The sequence below is a fragment of the Paenibacillus sp. LS-5 genome (genome assembly GCF_056121505.1).
Window position 1 is genome coordinate 446,204 of sequence record NZ_JBWAVA010000001.1, and the last position, 22,701, is coordinate 468,904.

The 22,701-nt window shown below is 42.9% G+C and carries 15 protein-coding genes and 2 pseudogenes; 9 read left to right on the forward strand and 8 right to left on the reverse strand.

Going from position 1 to position 22,701, the window contains the following annotated elements:
• Nucleotides 1-11: 11 nt before the first annotated feature.
• The 4 genes from kdpB to AC0MA3_RS02045 all read left to right on the forward strand — a co-directional run bounded on the left by kdpB (nt 12) and on the right by AC0MA3_RS02045 (nt 5,587).
• Nucleotides 12-2,045 carry a potassium-transporting ATPase subunit KdpB gene (kdpB, locus tag AC0MA3_RS02030; protein ID WP_474654999.1) on the forward strand — a complete coding sequence of 678 codons (2,034 nt, stop codon included), beginning with the start codon at nt 12-14 and terminating at the stop codon, nt 2,043-2,045.
• A gap of 39 nt (nt 2,046-2,084) precedes the next feature.
• Nucleotides 2,085-2,669, forward strand: coding sequence for a potassium-transporting ATPase subunit KdpC (gene kdpC / locus AC0MA3_RS02035; protein ID WP_474655000.1), 585 nt, complete (start codon nt 2,085-2,087; stop codon nt 2,667-2,669).
• A 68-nt stretch (nt 2,670-2,737) separates the two neighbouring features.
• Nucleotides 2,738-5,074, forward strand: a complete 2,337-nt coding sequence (locus AC0MA3_RS02040; protein ID WP_474655001.1) for a histidine kinase — start codon at nt 2,738-2,740, stop codon at nt 5,072-5,074.
• A 129-nt stretch (nt 5,075-5,203) separates the two neighbouring features.
• Complete coding sequence (locus tag AC0MA3_RS02045) at nt 5,204-5,587, forward strand: VOC family protein (RefSeq protein WP_474655002.1); 384 nt, start codon at nt 5,204-5,206, stop codon at nt 5,585-5,587.
• Between the two features lie 106 nt (nt 5,588-5,693).
• Here AC0MA3_RS02045 and AC0MA3_RS02050 read toward each other — a convergent pair.
• Nucleotides 5,694-5,825: pseudogene (locus AC0MA3_RS02050) on the reverse strand (DinB family protein); the annotation flags it as partial.
• Nucleotides 5,826-6,188: 363 nt separating this feature from the next.
• On the opposite strand from AC0MA3_RS02050, the gene AC0MA3_RS02055 reads away from it, so the two are divergent.
• The 3 genes from AC0MA3_RS02055 (at nt 6,189) to AC0MA3_RS02065 (ending at nt 9,764) form a co-directional block, all read left to right on the forward strand.
• A complete protein-coding gene (locus tag AC0MA3_RS02055) occupies nt 6,189-7,667 on the forward strand; it encodes an Lsa family ABC-F type ribosomal protection protein (protein WP_474655003.1) in 1,479 nt (492 codons plus the stop codon).
• A 31-nt stretch (nt 7,668-7,698) separates the two neighbouring features.
• Entirely contained in the window at nt 7,699-8,826 is a 1,128-nt protein-coding gene (locus AC0MA3_RS02060) for an NAD(P)/FAD-dependent oxidoreductase (protein WP_474655004.1), read from the forward strand.
• 290 nt (nt 8,827-9,116) lie between these two features.
• Nucleotides 9,117-9,764, forward strand: a complete 648-nt coding sequence (locus AC0MA3_RS02065) for a FusB/FusC family EF-G-binding protein (protein WP_474655005.1) — start codon at nt 9,117-9,119, stop codon at nt 9,762-9,764.
• 132 nt (nt 9,765-9,896) lie between these two features.
• Here AC0MA3_RS02065 and AC0MA3_RS02070 read toward each other — a convergent pair whose 3' ends face one another.
• On the reverse strand, nt 9,897-10,508 hold the full coding sequence (locus AC0MA3_RS02070; RefSeq protein ID WP_474655006.1) for a bifunctional transcriptional activator/DNA repair enzyme AdaA: 612 nt from the start codon (nt 10,506-10,508) through the stop codon (nt 9,897-9,899).
• A gap of 178 nt (nt 10,509-10,686) precedes the next feature.
• Between AC0MA3_RS02070 and AC0MA3_RS02075 the strand changes: the two are divergent.
• Nucleotides 10,687-11,446, forward strand: a pseudogene (locus tag AC0MA3_RS02075) (SDR family oxidoreductase).
• Nucleotides 11,447-11,940: 494 nt separating this feature from the next.
• A complete protein-coding gene (locus tag AC0MA3_RS02080) occupies nt 11,941-13,554 on the forward strand; it encodes a peptide ABC transporter substrate-binding protein (RefSeq protein WP_474655007.1) in 1,614 nt (537 codons plus the stop codon).
• 317 nt (nt 13,555-13,871) lie between these two features.
• On the opposite strand, the gene AC0MA3_RS02085 is transcribed toward AC0MA3_RS02080, so the two are convergent.
• From AC0MA3_RS02085 to AC0MA3_RS02110, 6 genes are all read right to left on the reverse strand, one after another.
• Nucleotides 13,872-14,210, reverse strand: coding sequence for a site-specific integrase (locus tag AC0MA3_RS02085; RefSeq protein ID WP_474655008.1), 339 nt, complete (start codon nt 14,208-14,210; stop codon nt 13,872-13,874).
• Between the two features lie 324 nt (nt 14,211-14,534).
• Nucleotides 14,535-14,972: a YhjD family protein gene (locus AC0MA3_RS02090; RefSeq protein WP_474655009.1), complete on the reverse strand. Its 438-nt coding sequence runs from the start codon at nt 14,970-14,972 to the stop codon at nt 14,535-14,537.
• A gap of 173 nt (nt 14,973-15,145) precedes the next feature.
• Nucleotides 15,146-16,078 (reverse strand): HNH endonuclease family protein, encoded by a 933-nt coding sequence (locus tag AC0MA3_RS02095; RefSeq protein WP_474655010.1) that lies wholly within the window; start codon nt 16,076-16,078, stop codon nt 15,146-15,148.
• 10 nt (nt 16,079-16,088) lie between these two features.
• The gene (locus AC0MA3_RS02100; protein ID WP_474655011.1) at nt 16,089-18,176 is read right to left on the reverse strand and encodes an AAA family ATPase; all 2,088 of its coding nucleotides are present in this window, start codon (nt 18,174-18,176) and stop codon (nt 16,089-16,091) included.
• A gap of 896 nt (nt 18,177-19,072) precedes the next feature.
• Nucleotides 19,073-20,473 carry an ApeA N-terminal domain 1-containing protein gene (locus tag AC0MA3_RS02105; protein WP_474655012.1) on the reverse strand — a complete coding sequence of 467 codons (1,401 nt, stop codon included), beginning with the start codon at nt 20,471-20,473 and terminating at the stop codon, nt 19,073-19,075.
• Between the two features lie 417 nt (nt 20,474-20,890).
• Nucleotides 20,891-21,835 (reverse strand): hypothetical protein, encoded by a 945-nt coding sequence (locus AC0MA3_RS02110; RefSeq protein ID WP_474655013.1) that lies wholly within the window; start codon nt 21,833-21,835, stop codon nt 20,891-20,893.
• Nucleotides 21,836-22,701 lie beyond the last annotated feature (866 nt).

Here is a 22,701-nt window from a genome sequence, read left to right on the forward strand (position 1 = left end):
GGGAGTAGAAGATGAGTACCCTACCTAAAAAGAAACTGCTGACCGGCCCTATCCTGCAAAGTGCGGTCAAGGACAGCTTTATGAAGCTGAATCCGGTGACCTTGATGAAGAATCCGGTCATGTTCGTTGTAGAAATCGGCACGATTATCGTTCTGATGATGGTTCTGGCCCCCGGCTATTTCCATACCGAAGACTCCATAGGTTTCAATATTACAGTGTTTTTGATATTACTAGTAACTGTATTGTTCGCTAATTTCGCTGAAGCACTGGCTGAAGGTCGGGGCAAGGCTCAGGCGGATACCTTGAAGAAAACGAAACAGGATATTTCCGCGAACAAGCAAGTGGGCGGAGCTGTCAAGATCGTCCCTTCTTCTGATCTGCGCAAAGGAGATATTGTGGTCATCAGCCAAGGCGAGCTTATTCCAGGTGACGGCGAAGTTATTGAAGGCCTTGCTTCCGTGGATGAATCTGCGATTACCGGAGAATCCGCTCCAGTCATCAAGGAGGCAGGCGGCGACTTCAACTCCGTCACAGGAGGTACAAGAGTGGTAAGTGATCAGATCAAGGTGAGGATTACCAGTGATCCTGGTGAATCGTTTCTGGACCGTATGATTTCACTTGTCGAAGGTGCTAAGCGCCAGAAAACGCCGAATGAAATTGCACTGAACACTCTGTTAATCAGCTTAACCATTATTTTTCTGATCGTCGTAGTCACATTGCGGCCGATTGCCGCCTATCTGAATGTCGATTTGGAAATCCCCGTTCTGATTGCGCTGCTGGTCTGTCTGATTCCTACTACCATCGGTGGTCTACTGTCTGCAATCGGAATCGCGGGCATGGACCGGGTTACCCAGTTCAACGTGCTGGCGATGTCAGGTAAAGCGGTTGAAGCGGCCGGAGACATCAATACGATGATTCTCGATAAGACCGGCACGATCACCTTCGGGAACCGTATGGCCAGCGAATTTGTCCCCGTAGGCAGTGAGAATGAAGCTGAACTGGCGGGGTGGGCGGCAGTCAGCTCGCTGAAGGATGAGACACCTGAGGGCCGTTCCGTGATTGAGCTGATCAAAAAACAAGGTCATCCTTATCAGGCCGGGCTAGAAGCAGAGGCGGAAATCATCGAGTTCCGTGCCGAAATGCGAATGAGCGGTCTGGATCTGAAGGACGGACGTAAGGTTCGAAAAGGGGCTGTCGATTCTATGAAGCGCTGGGTATCTTCCCAAGGCGGACAGATCCCCGATAATCTGGACAAAAGATCTAATGATATAGCCGGTAAAGGCGGAACACCGCTAGCCGTAGCTGTTGACGACCGGATATTCGGACTCATTTATCTGAAAGACACCGTGAAGCCCGGTATGAAGGAACGATTTGATGAACTGCGTAAAATGGGAATCAAAACCATTATGTGTACTGGAGACAATCCGCTTACCGCTGCGACGATTGCCGCCGAAGCCGGAGTAGACGGCTTTATCGCCGAAAGCACCCCGGAGAACAAGATTGACGTTATTCGCCGTGAGCAGCAGGAAGGCAAATTGGTTGCCATGACGGGTGACGGAACGAACGATGCACCTGCTCTGGCCCAAGCGGATGTGGGGCTAGCCATGAACAGCGGAACCTCAGCTGCCAAGGAAGCGGCGAATATGGTTGATTTGGACTCAGACCCATCCAAGATTATTGAGGTCGTAGCCATCGGTAAGCAGCTGCTGATGACCCGCGGTGCCCTGACTACCTTCAGTATTGCGAATGACATCGCCAAATATTTTGCAATCATTCCTGCGATGTTCACGCTCGCGATTCCGGAAATGGAGGTGCTGAACGTAATGGGGCTAGGATCGCCAAGCTCCGCTATTATCTCGGCACTGATCTTTAATGCGATTATTATTCCGCTCCTGATCCCCCTTGCCATGAGAGGGGTATCCTATAAGCCAATGAGCTCTGTCAAGCTGCTGCGCCGCAATATCTTCATCTATGGATTCGGGGGCGTACTGGTTCCTTTTCTGGGCATTAAGCTCATTGATATGCTCGTTAGTATTTGGATATAAGCCTAATAGAGTTGTTTAGATAGAGAGGATGGATCATGAATGAAGAACGCCAGTTCTTATATACTAAGCATAGTAAGACTCAGCGCTATTTTTATTATTCTTTGCGGAGTTGTATATCCGCTGGCTTCCACAGCTATAGCCCAGATGCTGATGCCTTCACAGGCGAACGGCAGTCTGCTGAAGAACAGTGCAGGCCAGGTGATCGGCTCCGAGCTGATTGGTCAGAGCTTTACCAATCCGGCGCTGTTCCACGGGCGTGTGTCCAGCATTGATTACAAAGCGGAGTCTTCGGGCTCGAATAATTATGGCCCGTCTAATCCCGATATGTTAAAGCGCACCAGTGACTTTATCACCCAGTGGAAGCTGGACAATCCGCAGGTTCCAGTGAATCAACTGCCTATCGATCTGGTTACGAACTCCGGCTCAGGTCTGGACCCGGATATTTCCCCTGCCTCGGCTATCGTGCAGGTTCCCAGAATCAGCAGCCTGACGGGTCTTTCTGCGGAGAAACTTGAACAATTAGTCAAAGATAACACGGAAGGCCGTGATTTGGGATTGTTCGGCGAAGAACGGGTGAATGTGCTGAAGCTGAATATGGCTTTATCTGAATTGTCTGCTCAGTAATCAGGCGGTTACCCTGTTCGTGTTCCACACGGACAGGGTAATTTATATTCCTATAAGGAGGTCACCGGATGTCCCCGTACAAACGTAAAACTCCGGAAGAAATTCTGTATTCCATTTACCGCCTGCGCCGGGGCCGTCTCAAGATCATCATCGGCTCCGTCAGTGGTTCAGGCAAGACCTATCACATGCTGGAGGAAGGCAAGCTTTTGCAGCAGCAAGGAATCGATGTGGTGATCAGTGCTGTCTCGACGATGCAACGGGCGGAGACTGTACAGCAACTGGTGAATCTCGAGCGCGTGCCCAGCCTTCACTGGATGAAAGACGGCAAGGAGCAGAAGGATCTTCCTGTCGATGTTCTGCTTCAGCGCAACCCTGAGGTGCTTCTGGTGGACAGCTTGGCCCACCGTAATCGGGAAGGAGCCCGTTTCGAGACACGGCTGGACGATATCCGTCATTTGATGGATCACGGCATTAGTGTAATTACAACCATTAACGTATATGAGCTGGCTGGAATGGCAGAAATTATTCAGCAGAAAACGGGTATTTGCGCGGAGGAAACGGTTCCGCTCAATACTCTGGAGCTGGCGGATGAGGTGCGCCTGATCGACGTGTCCCCCGAAACCATATTAAAACGTATTGAAGAAGGGGTTCTTGGCGGAGAGACGCCTCCAGCGCTGACCCGGCGCGGAAATCTTGGCGTCCTCCGTGAGCTCTCACTCCGTTTGGTCGCCGAGGGGGTCAATGATTCACTGGAAAGACACCGGGAGGAGCAAGGACTAATTGGTCCTTCTGGTGCCACTGAACGGATTCTCGTCTCGACGCAATATCATTGGAACGGTTCGCTGTATGTCAGACGAGGGCAGCAAATCGCCAAGCGACTGAACGGCGAGCTTATGGTGGTAACCTTTGTGCTTCCAAAACATCAGTTAACTAAGGAACAGCAGAGCTTCAAACGTGCGATCACGAAGCTGGCCCAGCGGGTCGATGCCCGCTTCGAAGAGCTGTCTCTTCCAAGTCTGCGGCTGCTCCCAGCAATATTGGTACGTTATGCTATCCGAAATAACGTCACCCGGATTGTCATGGGGCACTCCAAAAAAAGCCGCTGGCAGGAAAAGTGGCAGGGCTCCATCGCCAATCGGGTCCTCCGTAAATCACGGAACATCGATATATTCCTGATGGCTGACAGGGCAGAGCAGGAAGGAGAACGGATATTGCCCATCAAGCCTGGCTCCAACGGCAAGGAGGAACCTTTTCACCGGTTAACCAGTCAGGAGATGGAACAGAAGATTGAGCGGATTCATCGTGGGACGTTCAAGGTCTATATTGGTGCGGCGCCTGGGGTTGGGAAAACCTATAAAATGCTGCAAGAGGGAAATCTCTTGCTGACCAAAGGCATTGATGTAGTCATAGGTCTACTGGAGACACATGGAAGGAAGGAGACCCAACGGCAAATCGGGGGATTGCCCCTTATTCCGCGGGCCCGCATTCAGTATCAGTCCTCACAACTGGAGGAGATGGACACAGACAGCATTATTGCCCGTCACCCGGAGGTTGTGCTGGTGGATGAATTGGCACACACCAATGTCCCCGGAAGTCTGACCAAAAAACGCTATGAGGATGTTATGCGGCTGCTCGATAACGGAATTTCCGTAATCACAACCGTGAATGTTCAGCATCTGGAAAGCCTGAACGACGCAGTGGCACAACTGACAGGAGTTCGTGTCCGGGAAACGGTCCCTGATGCGGTTTTAAAAATGGCTGGTGAAGTTGAACTCATTGACGTTACACCACAAATGCTGCAGGAGCGAATGCGGGAAGGGAAAATTTATGCAACCGAGAAGGTGAACCAAGCCCTCGAGTCTTTTTTTAAGATTGGGAATCTGATTGCGCTGCGCGAGCTGGCTCTTCGTGAGATTGCGGATGATGTCGATGAACGGCTGGAGGCGTGGGACCGGGAGCCGTCCCTGCGAGGCCCGTGGAGCCGCCGTGAGGTCATCTTTGTGTGTGTCGATCTCGGCCCACGTGCAGAGCGTCTAATCCGCCGGGGCTTCCGTATTGCACACAGACTCAAGGCAGAATGGTATGTGCACTATGTTCACTGCGGAGGACACCATACCCCCGAAGAACAAAAGCGGCTGGAGTCCCTGCGGCATTTGACGGAACGGCTGGGCGGGAACATGGAAGTGGCTTTGGCGGGCAGCAGTGCTGTTGTGCATCAGCAGCTGCTCAGCAGAATGAATGAGGTACAGACCACTCAGCTGATTATCGGACACTCCCGCAGGCCGCTGTGGCGCAGCTTATTCAAGGAAAGCTTTGTACATTATTTGCTCCGACATGCAAGGCATATGGATATGCTGATAGTGGCAGATTTTGACCCGGAGGCGGCAGAAGCGTTAAAGTATTGACAGATAGCTTTTTTATCAAACCGACAAATAGATAATCTGAATAACCGCAATTCATAAGAAATCATGTAATGAGCTGCATGTTACGATAAGACGCATATAAATCTCAAATCTCAGACAGGAGGGATTCGCTTGAAACTTTCACATTTTCGTCTGCTGGTGCCAGATGTGCGTGAATGTTTTATATTTTACCGGGACATTATGGGTCTGAAAGTCCTCCACGGTAGTGAGGAGACTCCTTATGCAGAGTTTTATACAGGAGATATCAATCTGGCTCTGGAGCCACTGACGGGGAATGAACCCCTTCAAGTCTTGATTGAACGCAAGGAATTCATCAACCCTGACCGGGCGGCTCTCATTTTCAAGGTAGATAATGTGGATGCTGTTTACGATCAATTGCGCAGCAAGCATGTTGAATTTGTAAAAGAACCTCACGACACGCCGGAATGGGGCCACCGCGTTGCCTACCTTCGTGACCCTGCCGGTACCTTAATTGAGCTTAATCAAGGATTGTAACCATTAATGAGCAGCATGCTTTTTTCAAGAGCATTCCACTTACCGCTTTACGGATGGCCCGCCTGGAGCGGGTCTTTTTGTTGTTCTTTTTCTATGTGAAAAGAATTCAAGTATCGAATAACCCTCTGCCAATCAAGTTAGCTTTAACCGGCTTCTTTCCGACTTCCCTTGACCATATAGACAATTGACCGCTATGGTGAATCTCATGGACGATCAAATGCCGCATCACTTCGCCGTATTTATGGGCTTCCCGTTCCCCTTCATGCGTGATATCAATCCTAATTGGCGAGTTGAAAATCAGAAATGATTATGGTAAGATGCCTGTAAATTAATGAACGGAGCTGAAGAGGAGAATGTAGGATTTTCTTGCGGATCTATAAAATAATAAAACAGTTATATATCTGAATCTAAGGTTCAGCTTATGTAGTGCGATGGTTTTCGCATGTTTTATTTCTTTATACGCAAGAAAGTTACATTTTCTTTCACTCAAACGATGGATCCTTAATCTGCCCTGCTGCGGGTATGATGTTCTGTATCTATTTGAGCTGCAAGAAATTAACTTTCTTGTAGCTTTTATTTTTTTATACAGGAGGATCACTAGATGTCACTAATTAATATTACCAACCTTACGTTTGCCTATGAAGGCAGCTACGATAACATATTTGAGAACGTGAGTTTTCAGATCGACACTGATTGGAAGCTGGGATTTACGGGGAGGAACGGCAGAGGGAAGACCACCTTTCTACAGTTGCTGCTCGGTAAATATGAATACAGCGGAACTATTTCTGCGAATGTTACTTTTGAATACTTCCCTTACCCTGTGCCGAACAAGGAAGAGCATACGCTGGATGTCGTGAGCGAAATGTTTCCGGATTATATCCATTGGCAGTTTATGCGGGAGCTTTCTTTGCTTAAGGTAGATGAAGACGTTCTATACCGTCCTTTTGCCTCATTGTCCAATGGTGAGCAGACGAAAGTGCTGCTGGCCGCTTTGTTTATTAAGGAAAACAGCTTTCTACTCATCGATGAACCTACCAATCATCTGGATATGGAGGCCAGGAAACTGGTCAGTAATTATCTGAATACCAAAAGCGGCTATATTCTGGTATCTCACGACAGGTCTTTTCTGGATAACTGTGTAGATCATATCCTGTCTATCAACAAAACCAACATTGAAATTCAAAAAGGAAATTTCTCGAGCTGGTGGGAGAATAAAAGGCGCCTGGATAACTTTGAACTGGCACAGAATGAGAAGCTCAGAAAAGATATTACGCGTCTAGCCGATTCTTCCAAACGGACAGGGAACTGGTCACATGAAGTGGAAAAGTCCAAAAACGGGACCCGAAACTCCGGCTCCAAGGTGGATAAGGGCTACATTGGCCACAAGGCTGCCAAAATGATGAAACGTTCCAAATCAATTGAACAAAGACAGCAAACAGCGATTGAACAAAAGTCCAAGCTGCTGAAAAATATCGAGAGCGCCGATAACCTGGAGATTTCACAGCTTCCCTATCATAAAAATATACTTGCGGAGCTGGAACAAATCACTATATTTTATGGCGAGAAGCAGGTCTGTGCGGATGTGAATTTTATAGTTGAGCAAGGGGATCGCATCGCGCTTTCGGGTAAAAATGGCTCCGGTAAATCCAGTATCCTCAAACTGATATGCGGCGAGGATATACAGTACACTGGCAGCTTCACCAAGGATAATCAGTTGAGAATTTCCTACGTATCCCAAGACACCTCGCATTTACAAGGCAACCTTACGGATTTCGCCCGGGACAACGGAATAGACGAGAGTCTTTTCAAATCCATCCTAAGAAAGCTTGATTTCTCCAGAGTACAATTTGAGAAGGACATTTCCATGTTCAGCGGCGGTCAAAAGAAGAAGGTGCTAATCGCCAAAAGTCTGAGTGAGCAGGTTCACCTGCATATTTGGGATGAGCCACTGAATTTCATCGATGTGATTTCACGGATGCAGATCGAAGAGCTGTTGCTGGAGTATGCACCCACCATTCTGTTCGTAGAGCATGACCGGGAGTTCTGCGGTAATATCGCTACGAAGATTATTGAGCTATGAGTTTGTTTAAGGAAGGGAAGAAAAGGGACTTATGAAGAAAGTTATCATCATCGGCTCAGGAATCCTTGGGGCGTCAACGGCCTATCATTTAGCTAAAATGGGAGCGGATGTCCTTGTTATCGACCGCAAGGATAAGGGACAAGCAACCGATGCAGCTGCCGGCATCATCTGTCCTTGGCTGTCCCAGCGGCGCAATCAGGCTTGGTATCGTCTCGCCAAAGCAGGAGCCCGTTATTACCCGGAGTTGATTGCACAGCTTCGGGACGAAGGAGAGACTAATACCGGCTATGCTCAGGTAGGTGCTCTTAGTATTCATCATGACATGATGAAAATCAAACAAATGGAGGAAAGGGCTAATCTGCGAAAGGTGGATGCACCTGAGATCGGAGATATTACACAGCTTAATGCAGCACGAACACGCGAGCTGTTTCCGGTACTGGAAGAGGGTTATTCTTCCGTTCATATCAGCGGCGCTGCCCGGGTGGACGGACGTGCTTTGCGCGATGCGCTCAATCGGTCTGCACAGCGTAACGGGGCTGTTTTTATCCAGGGAAACGCCATGCTTCAATACAGCGCACATCGTGTAACAGGCGTAGTTGTGGGTACACAACCCTACAATGCTGATGTTATCATCGTGTGCGCCGGGGCGTGGGCCCATCCACTTTTACAGCCGTTGGGCATCAATTTTAAAGTCCGTTATCAAAAAGCTCAAATCGTTCATTTAGAGATTCCAGATCATCAAGATACAGATCACTGGCCTGTAGTTATTCCACCAAATGATCAGTATTTGCTGTCTATGGGTCAACAAAGGATTGTTATCGGTTCAACTCACGAAAATGAAATCGCAGGCTACGATACAAGGATAACTGCAGGTGGAATTCAGGAAATACTAAATAAAGGGTTAGACCTGGCGCCTGGTTTAGCGAATAGTACTTTTCTGGAGACAAGGGTAGGTTTCCGCCCTTTCACACCAGGATTTCTCCCTGTCATCGGGACAGTCCCCGGCTGGGTAGGTCTACTTGCAGCTAATGGACTTGGCGCATCCGGATTGACGATGGGTCCTTATTTAGGAAGGCAGCTGGCTAGAATGGCTCTGGGTACAGAAATGGAAATAGATATCAGCGAATATGATATCCGGAATGCAATGGATGAAGGCTGATGCTGTGTACGGATCATCTTAAATGGTGTCCTTCGGATGAATTGCACCATTCAGAATTCCCTGCTATACTTTTTCCGAAAGAACTTTTGTTCATCTGATAGGGGGTTATACTGATGGCAAAACCTAATTGCTCATTAGCTAGGAAGTCCTCATGCAAAGCCTAATTTAGGGGCGATACTTTGTGTGAGGGCGAGAGAATGGATCCGATCGCCCATACTTGACTTTATCGTTTCTAATAACGGGCTTTGCACCTTATGGGTTTTCCATTATAAATAAGGGGCTGCAGAGCTATGAATACACCATTTATTAGAAACCATCAATATAACGTCATTAAGAAACAATCCGAATTTCTTCAAAAAACACTCCGATCCGTCGCGGATCAGAGCGTCCTAAAAACAGTAAGATATCGCACCGCTGTGAATATCATTGAAGCGTTTCTTTCTCTGTCAACAGAGCAGGAACACATGCTGGAGCAAGTATCCGGTTTGGAGACAGCACATGAATTCCAGAGTTATCTTATTGCATTGGAACCCTATCTGGAACCCTTTCCGCCGATTACACTGAAGCAGATCCAGAAGCTTTTTCCGAAGAATAAGAAGCTGAAGATACCTGATCTGCAATCCATTGATTTTAGATATGTCACATATCTGAGCTGGGTTGACATTGCTACGAACAAACTATTTATGGTCTATCCATTTGAAGGACAATTCATCGGCATTGAAGGAAGAATCATGCCAACACACAAGAAAGGGTATTGCATGTTCTGCAACAGGCATCAGGAGCTTGCGTTCATAACCGTCAAGACCAAGCCTGCAGGTGCTTTGCCCGATCAGTATTCTTCCATTGGCCAATACGTATGTCTAGACGGCCAGGCTTGCAATCAGAGTATTACCGATACAGGCTCACTGGAGAAGTTCATTGTCTCTGTTCGTAAATAATCCAACGTACGGCTGCCTTTAAAGGCAGCCGTTTTTGATTTGGAATTTTTATTTTATAAAGATTAGGTTACAACAAAATAATATTAGATAGACCGGAGTAGGTGATGGTTAATCGAAGCTAGGCTTCTGGTGTTAAAGGGTATGTTCATAAGATTGATCCTTAGGGCTCAGCTTACCCGCATAGTATGCTCTGAATTCAGCCGGCGTTCGCGTCGTCAATCTCTTAAAGAGAGTTGTAAAATATGAAACACTTGAAAATCCGACATATTTTGAAATAGCTGCGAACGACTTGTTCGTTTCCAGCATGTACTTTTGAGCTGTTTCTATTCTTTTTCTCTGAATATATTCCACAGGCGTCATATGCTTTATCCGCTTGAAAGTCCTCTGCAAATGATAGGGACTCCCATGGCACTGTTCAGCCAAAAGTTCCAGCGTGATTGTATCGGCAAAGTGCCTGTCGATATACCAGGTGATCTGGTCGACCCATTCTTCGTCAGGAAGTCGTTGTCCGCATGGTTTGCATCGTTTGCAAGGTCGGAAATTTTCCGCTAGTGCCTGCGACGCATCAAAGAAAATTCGGACATTCTCTTTTTTAGGAGGTCTTGATTTGAAGGAAGGTCTGCAGAAAATGCCAGTCGTGCGAACCCCGTAAAAAAATGGATGCTCGTAACTTGCATTATTGTCTATAATGGCTTGCCAACGTTCTTCCGTTAGTAGTGAACCCTCCTGAACTAAATCGTCCAACCAGCATCACCTCCAGCCTAAGTATACCCTTAATATCAGTCTTCTGTAAGCAAATGGAAATGGAATAGCAAGATCGTGCAAGCCGAGTTTTGGCGAATGAGCGAGCAACATTGAGAAAGTCCGGGTATGGTACAACTGAAATGCAAAACAAAATAAATCGTCTCAGGAGTTGGGTAACATGGGTGATCTGTACAACAAAGTGGCTATTGTAACTGGAGGAAGTAGGGGAATCGGCCGGGCAATTGCACAGCGACTTGGACAAGAAGGTGCAACGGTCGTAGTGCATTACGCAACCAACCAGAGGGCTGCTATGGAAGTTGTGGAGGGAATTAATCGCAACGGAGGCTCAGCATTTGACGCTGGCTCTGACCTTGGAACACTTGATGGAGTCCGAAGCCTTTACGCTACTGTTGAACAGGAGCTCATTACACGGTTCGGCATGTTCAGTATTGATATTCTAGTCAACAATGCGGGGATGGGACTCACCTCTGCCATTGAAGATACGAAGGAGGAAGACTTTGATTCGCTGCTAAGGCTGAATGTAAAAGTTCTTCATGATCCAGCAGGCACTGCCTCATTTACGAAGTGGAGGGCGTATCATTCAGATTTCTTCAGCCGTAACCCGCATTTCTTTGCCAGCTATCCCGGCCTATAGCATGTCGAAATCCGCTATTAACGTCCTGACACTTTCGCTTGCCAATCAACTTGGCCCGCGGGGTATCACAATTAACGCAATTGCCCCTAGATTTGTAGCAACCGATATGAATGCTGATATGCTGCAGAATGAGGAAAGCCGTGAATTCGGTGCCAATTTCTCAATCTTCGGACGATGGGGTGAACCGAAGGATATCGCAGATATCGCTGCGTTCCTCGCTTCTCCAGATAGCCGTTGGATCACTGGACAGGTCATCGACGCAAGTGGAGGATCTCATTTGTAAAAAAGAGGTAAAAACGAGAAGATTAAAGCATTATTAACAGGTCATCCATTGAAATGTCTTGGAACATCTCAGGCTGCGGAGGAAATCTCTCGCGGTCTTTCCTGAGACTTCAAGTAACAGAGTTAGACTTTATATGAACAAAAAATGAAGTCATACCATTCAAAGTTTATATCCAAGAAATATGGCTATCCAAATGATAATAACGAACATGCTCGATTAAACAGAAGTCGGATCGGTCGGTACATGTCGGTGGACATGAATATAGTCCCATATGAGCCTGCGCTCCTCGCGTGTTTTCTGTTTTAAGCCGGGTTAGCGAGGTGGATGAGAACGGCGGCGTCATCGCGACTTTATGCATGCCGGAGCTCGGTGGGGTCAACACCCAGCGCATTGAAGCGTCCGGATGAATGTCTTGGTATTTTCCACAAGGAAAATATTACTGCTTATGTTAAAATAGGTGGATGCGGAAAATACATAGTTAAGGGGACATATGGATGAAAAAAGTTTGGATAGCCTTGCTTGGTGTTCTGCTGGCGGTGGTGGGGGTGGTGCCCAAGGGAGGCACAGCGGCGGCGGCAGAGAAGCAGGTGCTTCGAATTGGAATGGAAGAATTGCCGGTCATGCTGGACCCGCTGAATATTACCAACGGAGATAGGGATGCGGCAACCGTCATCAAAGGGTTATATGAGGGCCTGGTTCGGCTGGACAAGAACGGAAAGCCGGTTCCCGCCTTAGCCCAGTCCTGGACGGTCGGAGCGGATGGTAAGACCTACACGTTCAAGCTGCGAGCTAATGCCAAGTGGAGTAACGGCAAGAAATTGACGGCCTCTGATTTCGTCTATGCCTGGAAAAGGGCTCTTGCTCCTGGGCAAGAGCCGGGAAATTTGTTCAAAATGTATTACATTGCCGGGGTGGAGAGCTATCATGCTGGTAAGCAGAATGAATTTAACAAGGTAGGGGTAAAGGCAGTCAACGATACCACCCTACAGGTTACGCTGAAGGGCAAATATGCCTATTTCCCGTCGCTCTTGGCCGAGCCGATCTACTACCCGGTTTCGCAGACTGCGGTCAAGGCGGCTGTAGGCTCAACGTCTACACAGCAGGTCGCAAGCATTTCCAATGGACCATTTCAATTGCAATCCCGGAGTATCCGGGCAATCAAGCTGATCAAAAACCCTTACTACTACGATGCTGCGTCAATCCGTCTGAACGAGGTCGATCTGCTGGCCCCTGGCCCGGATTCGGAGAATGCTACGGCTGCTTTCGTCAATGGAGAGGTGGATTGGACCGGCGGCGGCAATGTGAAGATTGATTTCAAATACATGTGTAGGGTGCAGGAGAGCTGCTATACTCATGCTCCTTATGCGTCCACCTACTATTATCAGTTCAATCTGAAGCAGAAACCCTTCAGCAACCTCAATATCCGAAAGGCGCTGGCTTTGGCTGTGGATCGAAACGATATGCCGATGTTAATGCCCGCATACGGCTTCGTGCCCTGGACTATCTTCGGCTCCAAGACACAGTACCGTTCGGAGATAAGCGACACCGCCTACAATCATGCGAATTTGAGTAAGGCCAAGGCGCTGCTGCAAACAGGACTCCAACAGGAGGGGCTGACCGAGCTTCCGGTGTTCTCCATTATTGTCAATGAGGGGGATACTCATGCGGTAATGGCTAAAAGGCTTGTGAATCAATGGAAGGAAAAGCTAGGCGTGACCGCCACCGTCGAGACGCAGAGTTGGCAGAGCGTCATGGTCAAACGTCAAAGCGGCGATTTCCAGGTTGCTCGTGGAGGCTGGTCCGCTGATTACAATGATCCGGCCACGTTCCTGAATTACTTTCGGTCGGACAGCGCCGACAACGATTCAGGCTGGTTGAACAAGACGTACGACCAGTACGTCAAACAGGCGGAGCAGACCTTCGACAACGCGAAGCGGGTTCAGCTGTACGCCAAAGCGGAGCAGCTGCTTATGAGCCAAGCGGTCATTTTGCCGCTCTATAATTATGTGGCCGATATTATGCGCAACAGCTTGATCAACGACGTATATATCGATTATGACGGCTCGATCGCCTTCAACCGAGGATATTGGACACACTATCCGTATTAATTCAATGTGAACTACAAAACAAAAAACCAGCGATTCCAATTGATCGCTGGTTTTTTGTATAGAAGGTACAAAACTTAATAAATTAGTACGTTCATTACTAGCTTCATCAATACTTATTCACAAAACCCGTATTTTGTACATATGTATGTATGTTGTGATTTAGTCTCTTGCGTGTGTTGAGTCAGCTGGCTGGATGTCGGATGACAAGAATGTGTACCGATGAATGACAAGAATATGTACCGTTCCCCACGAACCCCATTTCCTAATATCATATAACTAAAAAAGACTGATCTTCAATATTTGAAGATCAGTCTTTTTTAACTTTGCATTTCTTTTTGAATTTTCCTTGCATAAATCATTGGCATTTCTGATGTGACATTTGATATCATCTGATGAATTTGAGCCATATTTAAACCGGCTTTCATCAGTTTCAATCCAAAACGATGCTTGAACCCATTGGCTGTAAAATGAAATACATTTCCAAACTCATCTTTGATGTTACACCTTTCTGCAAATCGATCTAGACTTCTTAAAAATGATAGTTGTAGAATTTGTTTTCCAACTCCCTTATTCCCTTTATAACGAATAAATAATAAGTTATTAGGGTTTTCTTTTCCCTGAAGTAATTCTTGTACCTTATTCCTATAAGTTTTCATTGTATGGCTGGACCTTTACGAAGCGGGCGTAATTCTCCAGATAGGAGGGATCTCTCTGCTCTTGCGCTAACGGTAGGCGCTCGCAAGCCCCCGTTCGGGACTTTCACCCTCGAGACGCCATGCTGGGCGTACTACAACTAAAAACCGACGTTTTTCGCCGACCTTCCGCTGAACCATCACCAAGAAATCAGATTATCGGGAAACTCACTGCTATCACAGTTCCCACTCCAGAACGCAACAGATAGCACTGTCTTCCGATGAACTATATTCGATTTATGAATATTCAAATTCTGTCCAGTATCCTAATTCACCGCTGTGGACCCTTTATTTTATTATCTTGACGTCTCCCTTTAACACAGCTCCGACCTCAGAGGTGTATTTTGTCAGTCGTAGACTTATCTCAGACCGCATCACATCGCGAGTTAAGCCAAATCGCTCCGTGTATCCTCGATAAATAATTTTGTGGTACACAATAAAGTCATCTTGTTCATCATTTAAGATTTTTAAGTTCTGTTGCTTCATTTCACGCTGCAGCCGGTACGTGTCCTGCATAATACGGTCCTGGATGTACCGCCCTGCCATCAGGTACATTCGTTTAAGCACGTTGTTCGAATGCTCAACCTCCTGCATTCTTTTACTAACCATCGTGTCTATATGAGGTAGCAAAATGAGGTTACGTACCATTGTCCGCTCATCAATGGAAAGCTTTTTGTTCCCGGTCCCCTTCTGCTGTTCTTCATATTGTTCCGCATGCTCCGTCATTAGCATTTTTGTTTTCCAGCGTTCATTGCCCTCAAGTTTACTGTTAACAAAGACTGATCTTCAACATGTTGAAGATCAGTCTTTGTTAACTTTGCATTTCTTTTTGAATTTTTCAAAATCTCTTCGACATAAACGCTTATCATTCAGGCATATACAACCTTATTCTATGTATTTTAAAGTCCTAAACGTAAACACAATCTACTTATCATCTGCTTGGCCATTTCCGAGTACTGCTTCTCTGGTTCCATAAAAGAAAACAATACATCACGCTCTCTTTTTAAAATAGATTCAAAACGTATGTCTTCTGGATATTTAATAACATTTTCAATTGATTCCAATACTCTTTCTCCTTGAGCCTTTATCAAAAGGGCATGCTTGTTTCTTTGATGCGTTAATTCGAGACGGTCTAATGCATAGTAATTTATTGATTCAATTGCTTTTTTGTATGAGGTTTCATCTCTAGTCTCCTTTGGAGAGACGATTCCGTCATCACTAAATACTAGATATTCCTCCGGGTTGTCTTTAGAGGGATTAAGTAGTAATGGTACTTCTTTTTCAAGCGACTCCTCATGTCTCTTAGCGCGTGCAGAGTCATCTTCTAGTGGAAAATGCACTCCTTTACCACGAATCACCTTCTCATATGGAGAATTCGAGGTAAAATGGTACATTACGCGATTACAGCATATACACGATGGAAAGAGATTATCCCATTCCCAGGCGAGCCAATAATACCCTGTTAGTTTGCGTTTGTCTTTTCGATCCTGCTTAACCGCCGCTTTGGGTCGATAATGCTCAATCTCCATTGGATGAGCATGTTCATAAATTGACTCGCAATATGAACATTTTCTATGAAACAATTTGTTTAAGGTCTCCTTCACATCTGGTCCATTGTATTTTTTAAAATCAAAAAGTTTACTGATTGACACAAGGTCTTTGGTCGTAGCTTGATTTGCATCTGTCTGATTAACAATTATTCTAGTAACAGGTGAGTCTGCTCTTTTAAAATAATCAGAATGTATTTTGATTGCTTTTTGCAATTCTCCTTCTTCACTACATTCAGACTGTAATGAGGGAGGAATGACTGGACTCCGGTTAACTTTAATCATCCCAATCCTCCTAATTTACATCGTTCCATATTTGTCTAAGTTTATTTGTTAAACCATTCTTTTCTGCTTTCAGACGCAAGGCTTCTGGTGGTAGGTGTTTGGTACTGGTTAGATATTCGTCGATGGCTTCGTACATAAGCTGTTCTCGTCGGCTACTCCCCATATAACGCAAATCATTTAGTTGCCTTTTAATACCTTCAATCTTTTCTGTAACTTCATAGCTGCGATCTTTTATAGCTAAGAGATTATAGTATTCAGCAAACATAATCTCAATTTCTGGATCAACAGTACTATTCAAGCCGAAAAATTCAGAAGTGAGGATTTGATCAGCTCGTAGTCCTTCTGGAGAAGGTAAATCATCAAAATGAACATGGACATATTCATTCATTCTCTCTAGAACCATAATTTCCCCCTTTGTTAACCCCCGTAAGCATAGAGGGTCATGAGCGGTTGTTATAAACTGAATGTTTTTAAATTGTTCTTTCAACTGACTTACTATAGACATCTTCCACCGCGGATGTAGATGTATGTCTAGTTCATCAATAAGCACGATTCCTTCAATTGAAGATTCATCCTTTGCTTGAAAATTCCTCAAGATGTCACAAACCAATGTAATTACATTTTTATACCCTGAACTCAAAGATTCCAAAGATACTTGATTATTAAGCCGATTAAGATTCTGAAAAACCAGCCGTCCATTAATAGGATGTAAAATAAAGTTGCGTGCTAGTTCATTGTTGAATGGCATTATAGAACGTATGCATCTCACAGCAGCTAAAAACATTTCATGATCGACTTCAAACTTTTCATTAAGCCATATATTTATATCTATCAGACGTGAATTAGAGCTAAAAAGGTTTTTAATATTAATTCTTGGTATACTACTTTTTTTGTCCGACTCCAGTCTAATTGGTCCATAACCGAAAACATTTCCATCATAAGGATGATCTGCGGTTCCGGCCCAAGAACCATTATAATTAAATATCAATGTTCGCTCCATCAAAGGCTCACCGGTAAACTCTAGCCTAATATAACCAGTTTGGCATCCTGATTTAACAATTTCATCTGGTTTTATACTGTTTCGAGTTTGCCTTTTCGCCTTCCCAGCTAAATTTAGTGCAATTAACTTTAGAAGTGTACTTTTTCCTACTCCATTTTCACCAAGAACCATCAACCAGTTTACTCCTGCCGAATCGTTAAGATTAATTTCGAAATCATCCATGTCCAAAAGATTACTTACAATAATTTTTCTAATTGTTCGAGTCTTAGCAACATGCTTTACTACAGTGATGCTGCTTATCAAATCAGATGGGTAACTTCCAACTCGTTTACTTTTGAATATTTCGTTATAAGCAGCACGGACGCAACCTGAATAATCGGAAGAGGATTTAACTTTTTCCTCAAATAACTGCATGTCCTTATCATAACTCCAACCTGGAACATTTTGTCTCTCCACTTTCCACATATCATAATAGTCGTTAATCTTGCCGATAGTCCTCTTCCTTTCCATGACAAGAGACGGTCGGTTAAGCTCTAGAATACGAATGCTTTCTGAGCCTCTTTCTGTTATTGCTACAGCTTCTCCTTGTATATTAAAACTGATATGTTCCTCAGGGTTATCGTAACAAGGATCAATTAATATGTACTGTTCACTTTCTCTAATTTCTTTTACAGATTTCAAAAATCTTGCACGTTCACCCCAGACAGGAAAATTGTTTTTCTTTGCAGCATTACACACATTACAAATAATTAGGTAATTATCCCAATCATACATTAGCCAACCATAATGCAAGTGGCTATCTTCTACTTTTAGTGGTCGGAAATTGTCAATCATTATAGATGATGAAGTATAAATCGGTGTTTCACAAAAGGCACATTTGTGATTAAACAACAATCTCAATGTATTCTTAAAATCTGAATCATTTAGTACCTTTGTTCTAAAACGTTTATATTCTGGTAATGAATCTAGTCTAAACTGTTCTAACAAAATAGGAGAGCTAGTGAGATAAATCTCTTGAACTGTTTTCTTGATGGTTTCTACATCTTTTGAGCGAAACAATGAAGGTTCTTTTACAGCTCCTCTATCTACGAATATCATGGGTAGGCTCCTTAATCTGAATTTATAGTCGGAATAACAGCTGTCGTCACGAGGTTTTGAACTTTGACCGTAACCTAAATGCAACTTTATTGATATCAATCATTTGCGACATACCTAAAAACATAAATAATGCTTGAATGGTTTACAAACAAACTTCTGGTAACGTAATTTGAAGATTAATGATTACATTTGGCATTAGTGGTAATTGGGAGCGTATTTTCCGTGTTCTTTGGTGACGATGCCGCTTTCATGTACTTCAGCTATTTCAACTGTATACCATTTGTTACTAGTCACATATGTAAATTTATACAGTATTACTAAAACGAAACCAGCTTATTTGCTGATGAGGGATCTTCGCAAACAGGACAGTCTTTGTGCAATACAGTATGCAATCGTACCCTAGGTAAAGCCAGACCAAGTTTTCCTGAAATGCAGATTCGATGCTGACCCTGACCCGTAGCAAAGTGGCCACATCTATATTTACTTAAACTGATCGGGTATTGTCTGTTTCCAACACTATTTGTAGAGTTATTCTTTGGAAACATATTTTCAGGTTCTCCTTGTATGAGGTGAGCGATATAAGGGCAATGTTTGGGATGTGCTTTTTTTCTTTTGAATGTCCGGACAAGTTTTCCAACCCTTCCAGTTCAAGCGAGCATATCCCCTCTGCCTCCTTGTGACAGTTACCTCTGATAAAAAAAGGCTGACCTTTTTACCTAAACCTCGCAGCTGCCGGCATCAACATCATTGTACGATTTTTCACTTTCCTCTGGAGAAGTTTAATTAGTTCGCTCAAAGTTTATTACAGAAAGAATAGTTGGAAGTCAGTGGTAGTCGAACACTACGTATGTTCAATCATTAAATATAATTAATGTATTGATAAAATCTTAATATTATTAAAAAAGTCGGGTATGCTTTAAGCCTGAAATAAATGAGTCCTTAATATTATCAGAAACCCCGAGCTCATTTAACAAGCATAATTCAAGAATTGTTGTGCTCTTATTTATTAATCTTGTAAGCTCTAAACGATTTAATTTATCCTTTTTATCTTCATTATTATCTATATGAGTCATATTATTCCGGGCGTCCACCAACTCATCAATAAAATTACGATTTACTTTGAACAATATTTTTAATCTTTCTTTATTTTCATCTATCAAGTGTTTCAATCTTTTTCTTAGAGTTGTATCATTTAAATAAATAAATTTATTTTTAAAATTTCCAGAAGTTTCTTCGTCTAAATTAGATTCAATGACTTTGAATAACTTTTTTTGCAAATCATTGTACTTATCTATACTCATAATTGATTCACCGGCTCCGAACGCTATTCTATGATAAGACTCCAAAGCTTGCATATTGCTCAGGAATTTGTTTTGTGGATATAAAGATGAGTTGTACATTGTACCAAAGAACAATTCAAAGATAGCAGAATACTTCTCGTTTATAAAAAACCAATTGCTAATTATCTCATCAGTACAGCTTTTTATCTTGCTGTAAGGTAGGCGCATTTCCAATTCATGGGTAGTTTCATACTCTTCAGGTATGTGGGGGATTTTAAACAATATTTTTGTTCCGAACATATTTTGTATTAACTCAAGTTCACTATCTTCATCACTTATTAAATTTTCATTAAACCCGATAATTTCATTTGGAAAAGCGGGACTACCTATTGAGAAAGTAAAAAAGTTTTGAATTATTGGAAGATATATGTAATAAAAATCATTAAATGTTATCTTGGTTTGATCTGATTTCTGAATGTAAAGGAAACTGCCTTCTTTCCACGTAATACTTTTATATAAATGACTGTTATTAAAAGATGCACTAAATGAAATTGATAGATATATTTCTAAGTTGTTTACATTTGCCAATAGGATATCATTAGATTCGATGTGAGTTAGAGTTTGAGTGCTCAAACTATCCTGATGTGATGTAGTTGTAATTCCGGAGATATTTGCCCAGTTATTAAGGTTTGTCAAGCTAAATTTATACTTTAAAAATCCAATCTCATCAAAAGAGTTAAAATGTGATCCATTTAGTACCAAAGTTACTTTGAAACTGACATAAGCGTGAGTGAATATACTAAACGATTCACCAGTATTTACACAATTGTGTAAAGTTACGGGTCCGTTTGGAGTGATGCCAAGTATTATAGAATAGTTTCCAAACCCATTGATCCCATCGAACACACCAAACAAATCTAACCCAGATAGTCCATTAACACTGACTTGGATAGTTCCCGAAATCTTTTGATCTTCTTTTTCTGGTAGCCAAAACTGGCCATTAATCATATTACTCATATTACTCCTCCATTGCTCTCCAAGTTTTTTTATTAGGGGAAATTATTGATAGTTTTACGAATGAGCACTAGCGGAGCACTGAATATCTCTGTTAAGCCAACCTAGGATAACTCAGGGCGTACTCTTGGATTGTTGGGCTTTCACCGCTCTTCCTAGTTTCCCAGCAGCGGCAGTGCGTCAGTATGAACTTCCCTTGAATCAGTGCTTTGGCCACCTTATAGCTCCCATTACTATTTCAGATTTTCCAGCCTTTGTGCCAAGAAGCTTATAATACACCTGTGACGTTTTTACCCAGATCCTTCCCTACTTACGGAAATTCAACGATCAATCGGAGTAAATAGCCTAATGCAATCCATCTGATGTTGGACTAGTTTTGTGGGAGTTTTCTTTCGTACAGGTTTCTCAATGACATATCTGTTATACCAACGGCAAACTAAAATTAAATAGATTTTTAAAGTCCTGTTTCGAATCAAATGTATATTTAATAATATGTTCTTTATTAACTTCAACAGTTTGACTCTTGAGTCTAAAACCCAAACCAGTTGTATCTAATTCAACAATTACATAATCGAGATTTAATTCGTAACATTCTTTATACTCATGTTCCGCTGACGGAAAGTTATACTTAAAATCTTTATTATAAGGGGGCTTAAAGTAGTTGATCAAAGCAGCTTCAGCTACAGCTATATTTTGTTTATCCGATATTTGTAAAAATCGAGTGTTATGCTTTTTCGATTCAATAAAATCATGTATGTAATCCCTTAAGTAATCGGCGCTATCAGTGGGATCGAAGAATGTAATTGAATTGGGAGTAAATCTCCAGGCTGTCAGCCAAATATCGCTATCCCAACTTCTTTCGCTATATATTTTCTGTACAGTTTCATGGTGTTTCAATCTGTCGAAGACATTGCGGGTAGGTGTGTCGTTGTTACCAAAAGCACGACCAATATATAATACTTCGAGATCTAAAATAGGCGAATCCAGTTCAGTTTGAGAAAGGAATGTTTGTAATACAAACGCAGCGTGAACCTTAGTGACTTGTTTGTTAACAGTTTCAATAATGATATATTGATCATTTATCTCGAACACCACTTTAAGTATTGTTTCTTCAAAAGGGATTTGGAATCTTACCTTTTTAAAGGTATCGTTATGAGCAATACGGATCATTCCTTTAAAAAACCCATCTTCGATATCGTAAGAGGATGAGTCAAATAATATAAGTGGTCGTCTTCCCACCATATAAATATGAAAATTATCTTCGTCATTCTTGTACATATCTTTGAGTGTTAGAAGTTGATCCTGTTTGAACATGTACGTAAAGTTTTGAACAAGCGATATCCCTTTATTATTTATTTTAAACACATCCCCTTCTTAAAGTTTCCTCCATTTTTTATAGAACAAGCAAACAAATTTATTCTAAGACTTGCAACTTGGTCACCTTGGGAGAGTGTTTTTTCAGATCATCAACTGTGACTTCCTTGTTAAAATCATCCTCACTCAGCTTTTTAAATGAATTCACACTAAGAACTAATTCTAGGGCTTTAAGCAAATTGGATTTATCAGAGTTGTATAACCGATAATTACATTCATACCCGTGTTAAAGTTTAATGTTGTATTACTTTTAAAGTTTCGAATGATATATTTGAGATTTACATACTCATTCTCTTAATAACTAGATGGTCACAATGTATTCAACTATATTCTATAAACATAAAAAGATAATTTTATATGACTTTTTCATTATTCATTTTCGTAGATTTTTTTCATTATATAGATTTAGTATAACTATTAAACTGAATTTATTTTGTCGAATTATGTTGCATTAACTAAAAATCGATTGAATTTGCTAAATTGGAATTAGGTTAAAAGCTTCATACGGAATAGAATTTCAATTTTAACTTCAAACCTTCCGATGTTCTCTCAATAAGGCTTTCATTTATTTGCTGAGAAATTGTTCGGAAGTAACGATTGGCTTAAGCCACTGCTCAGGGAAATTGATTTTTTCCGGACGGAGCGATCGGAATCAATTTTTAGATTTTTCCCTAATTTTTCACATAACGTTTTTTTGCGACATTCGTAAAAATTTCATACACAGAGTATTTGCGAAATCAGTATCCGTCTTTAGCCCAACTCGGAAATACTAACTCCCGTAAAGAAATATTATGTTTTCTTTGACTTCGTTCCGAGAAGGAATGGAGTTATGAATTGTGTTGAATTATTTTGGATTG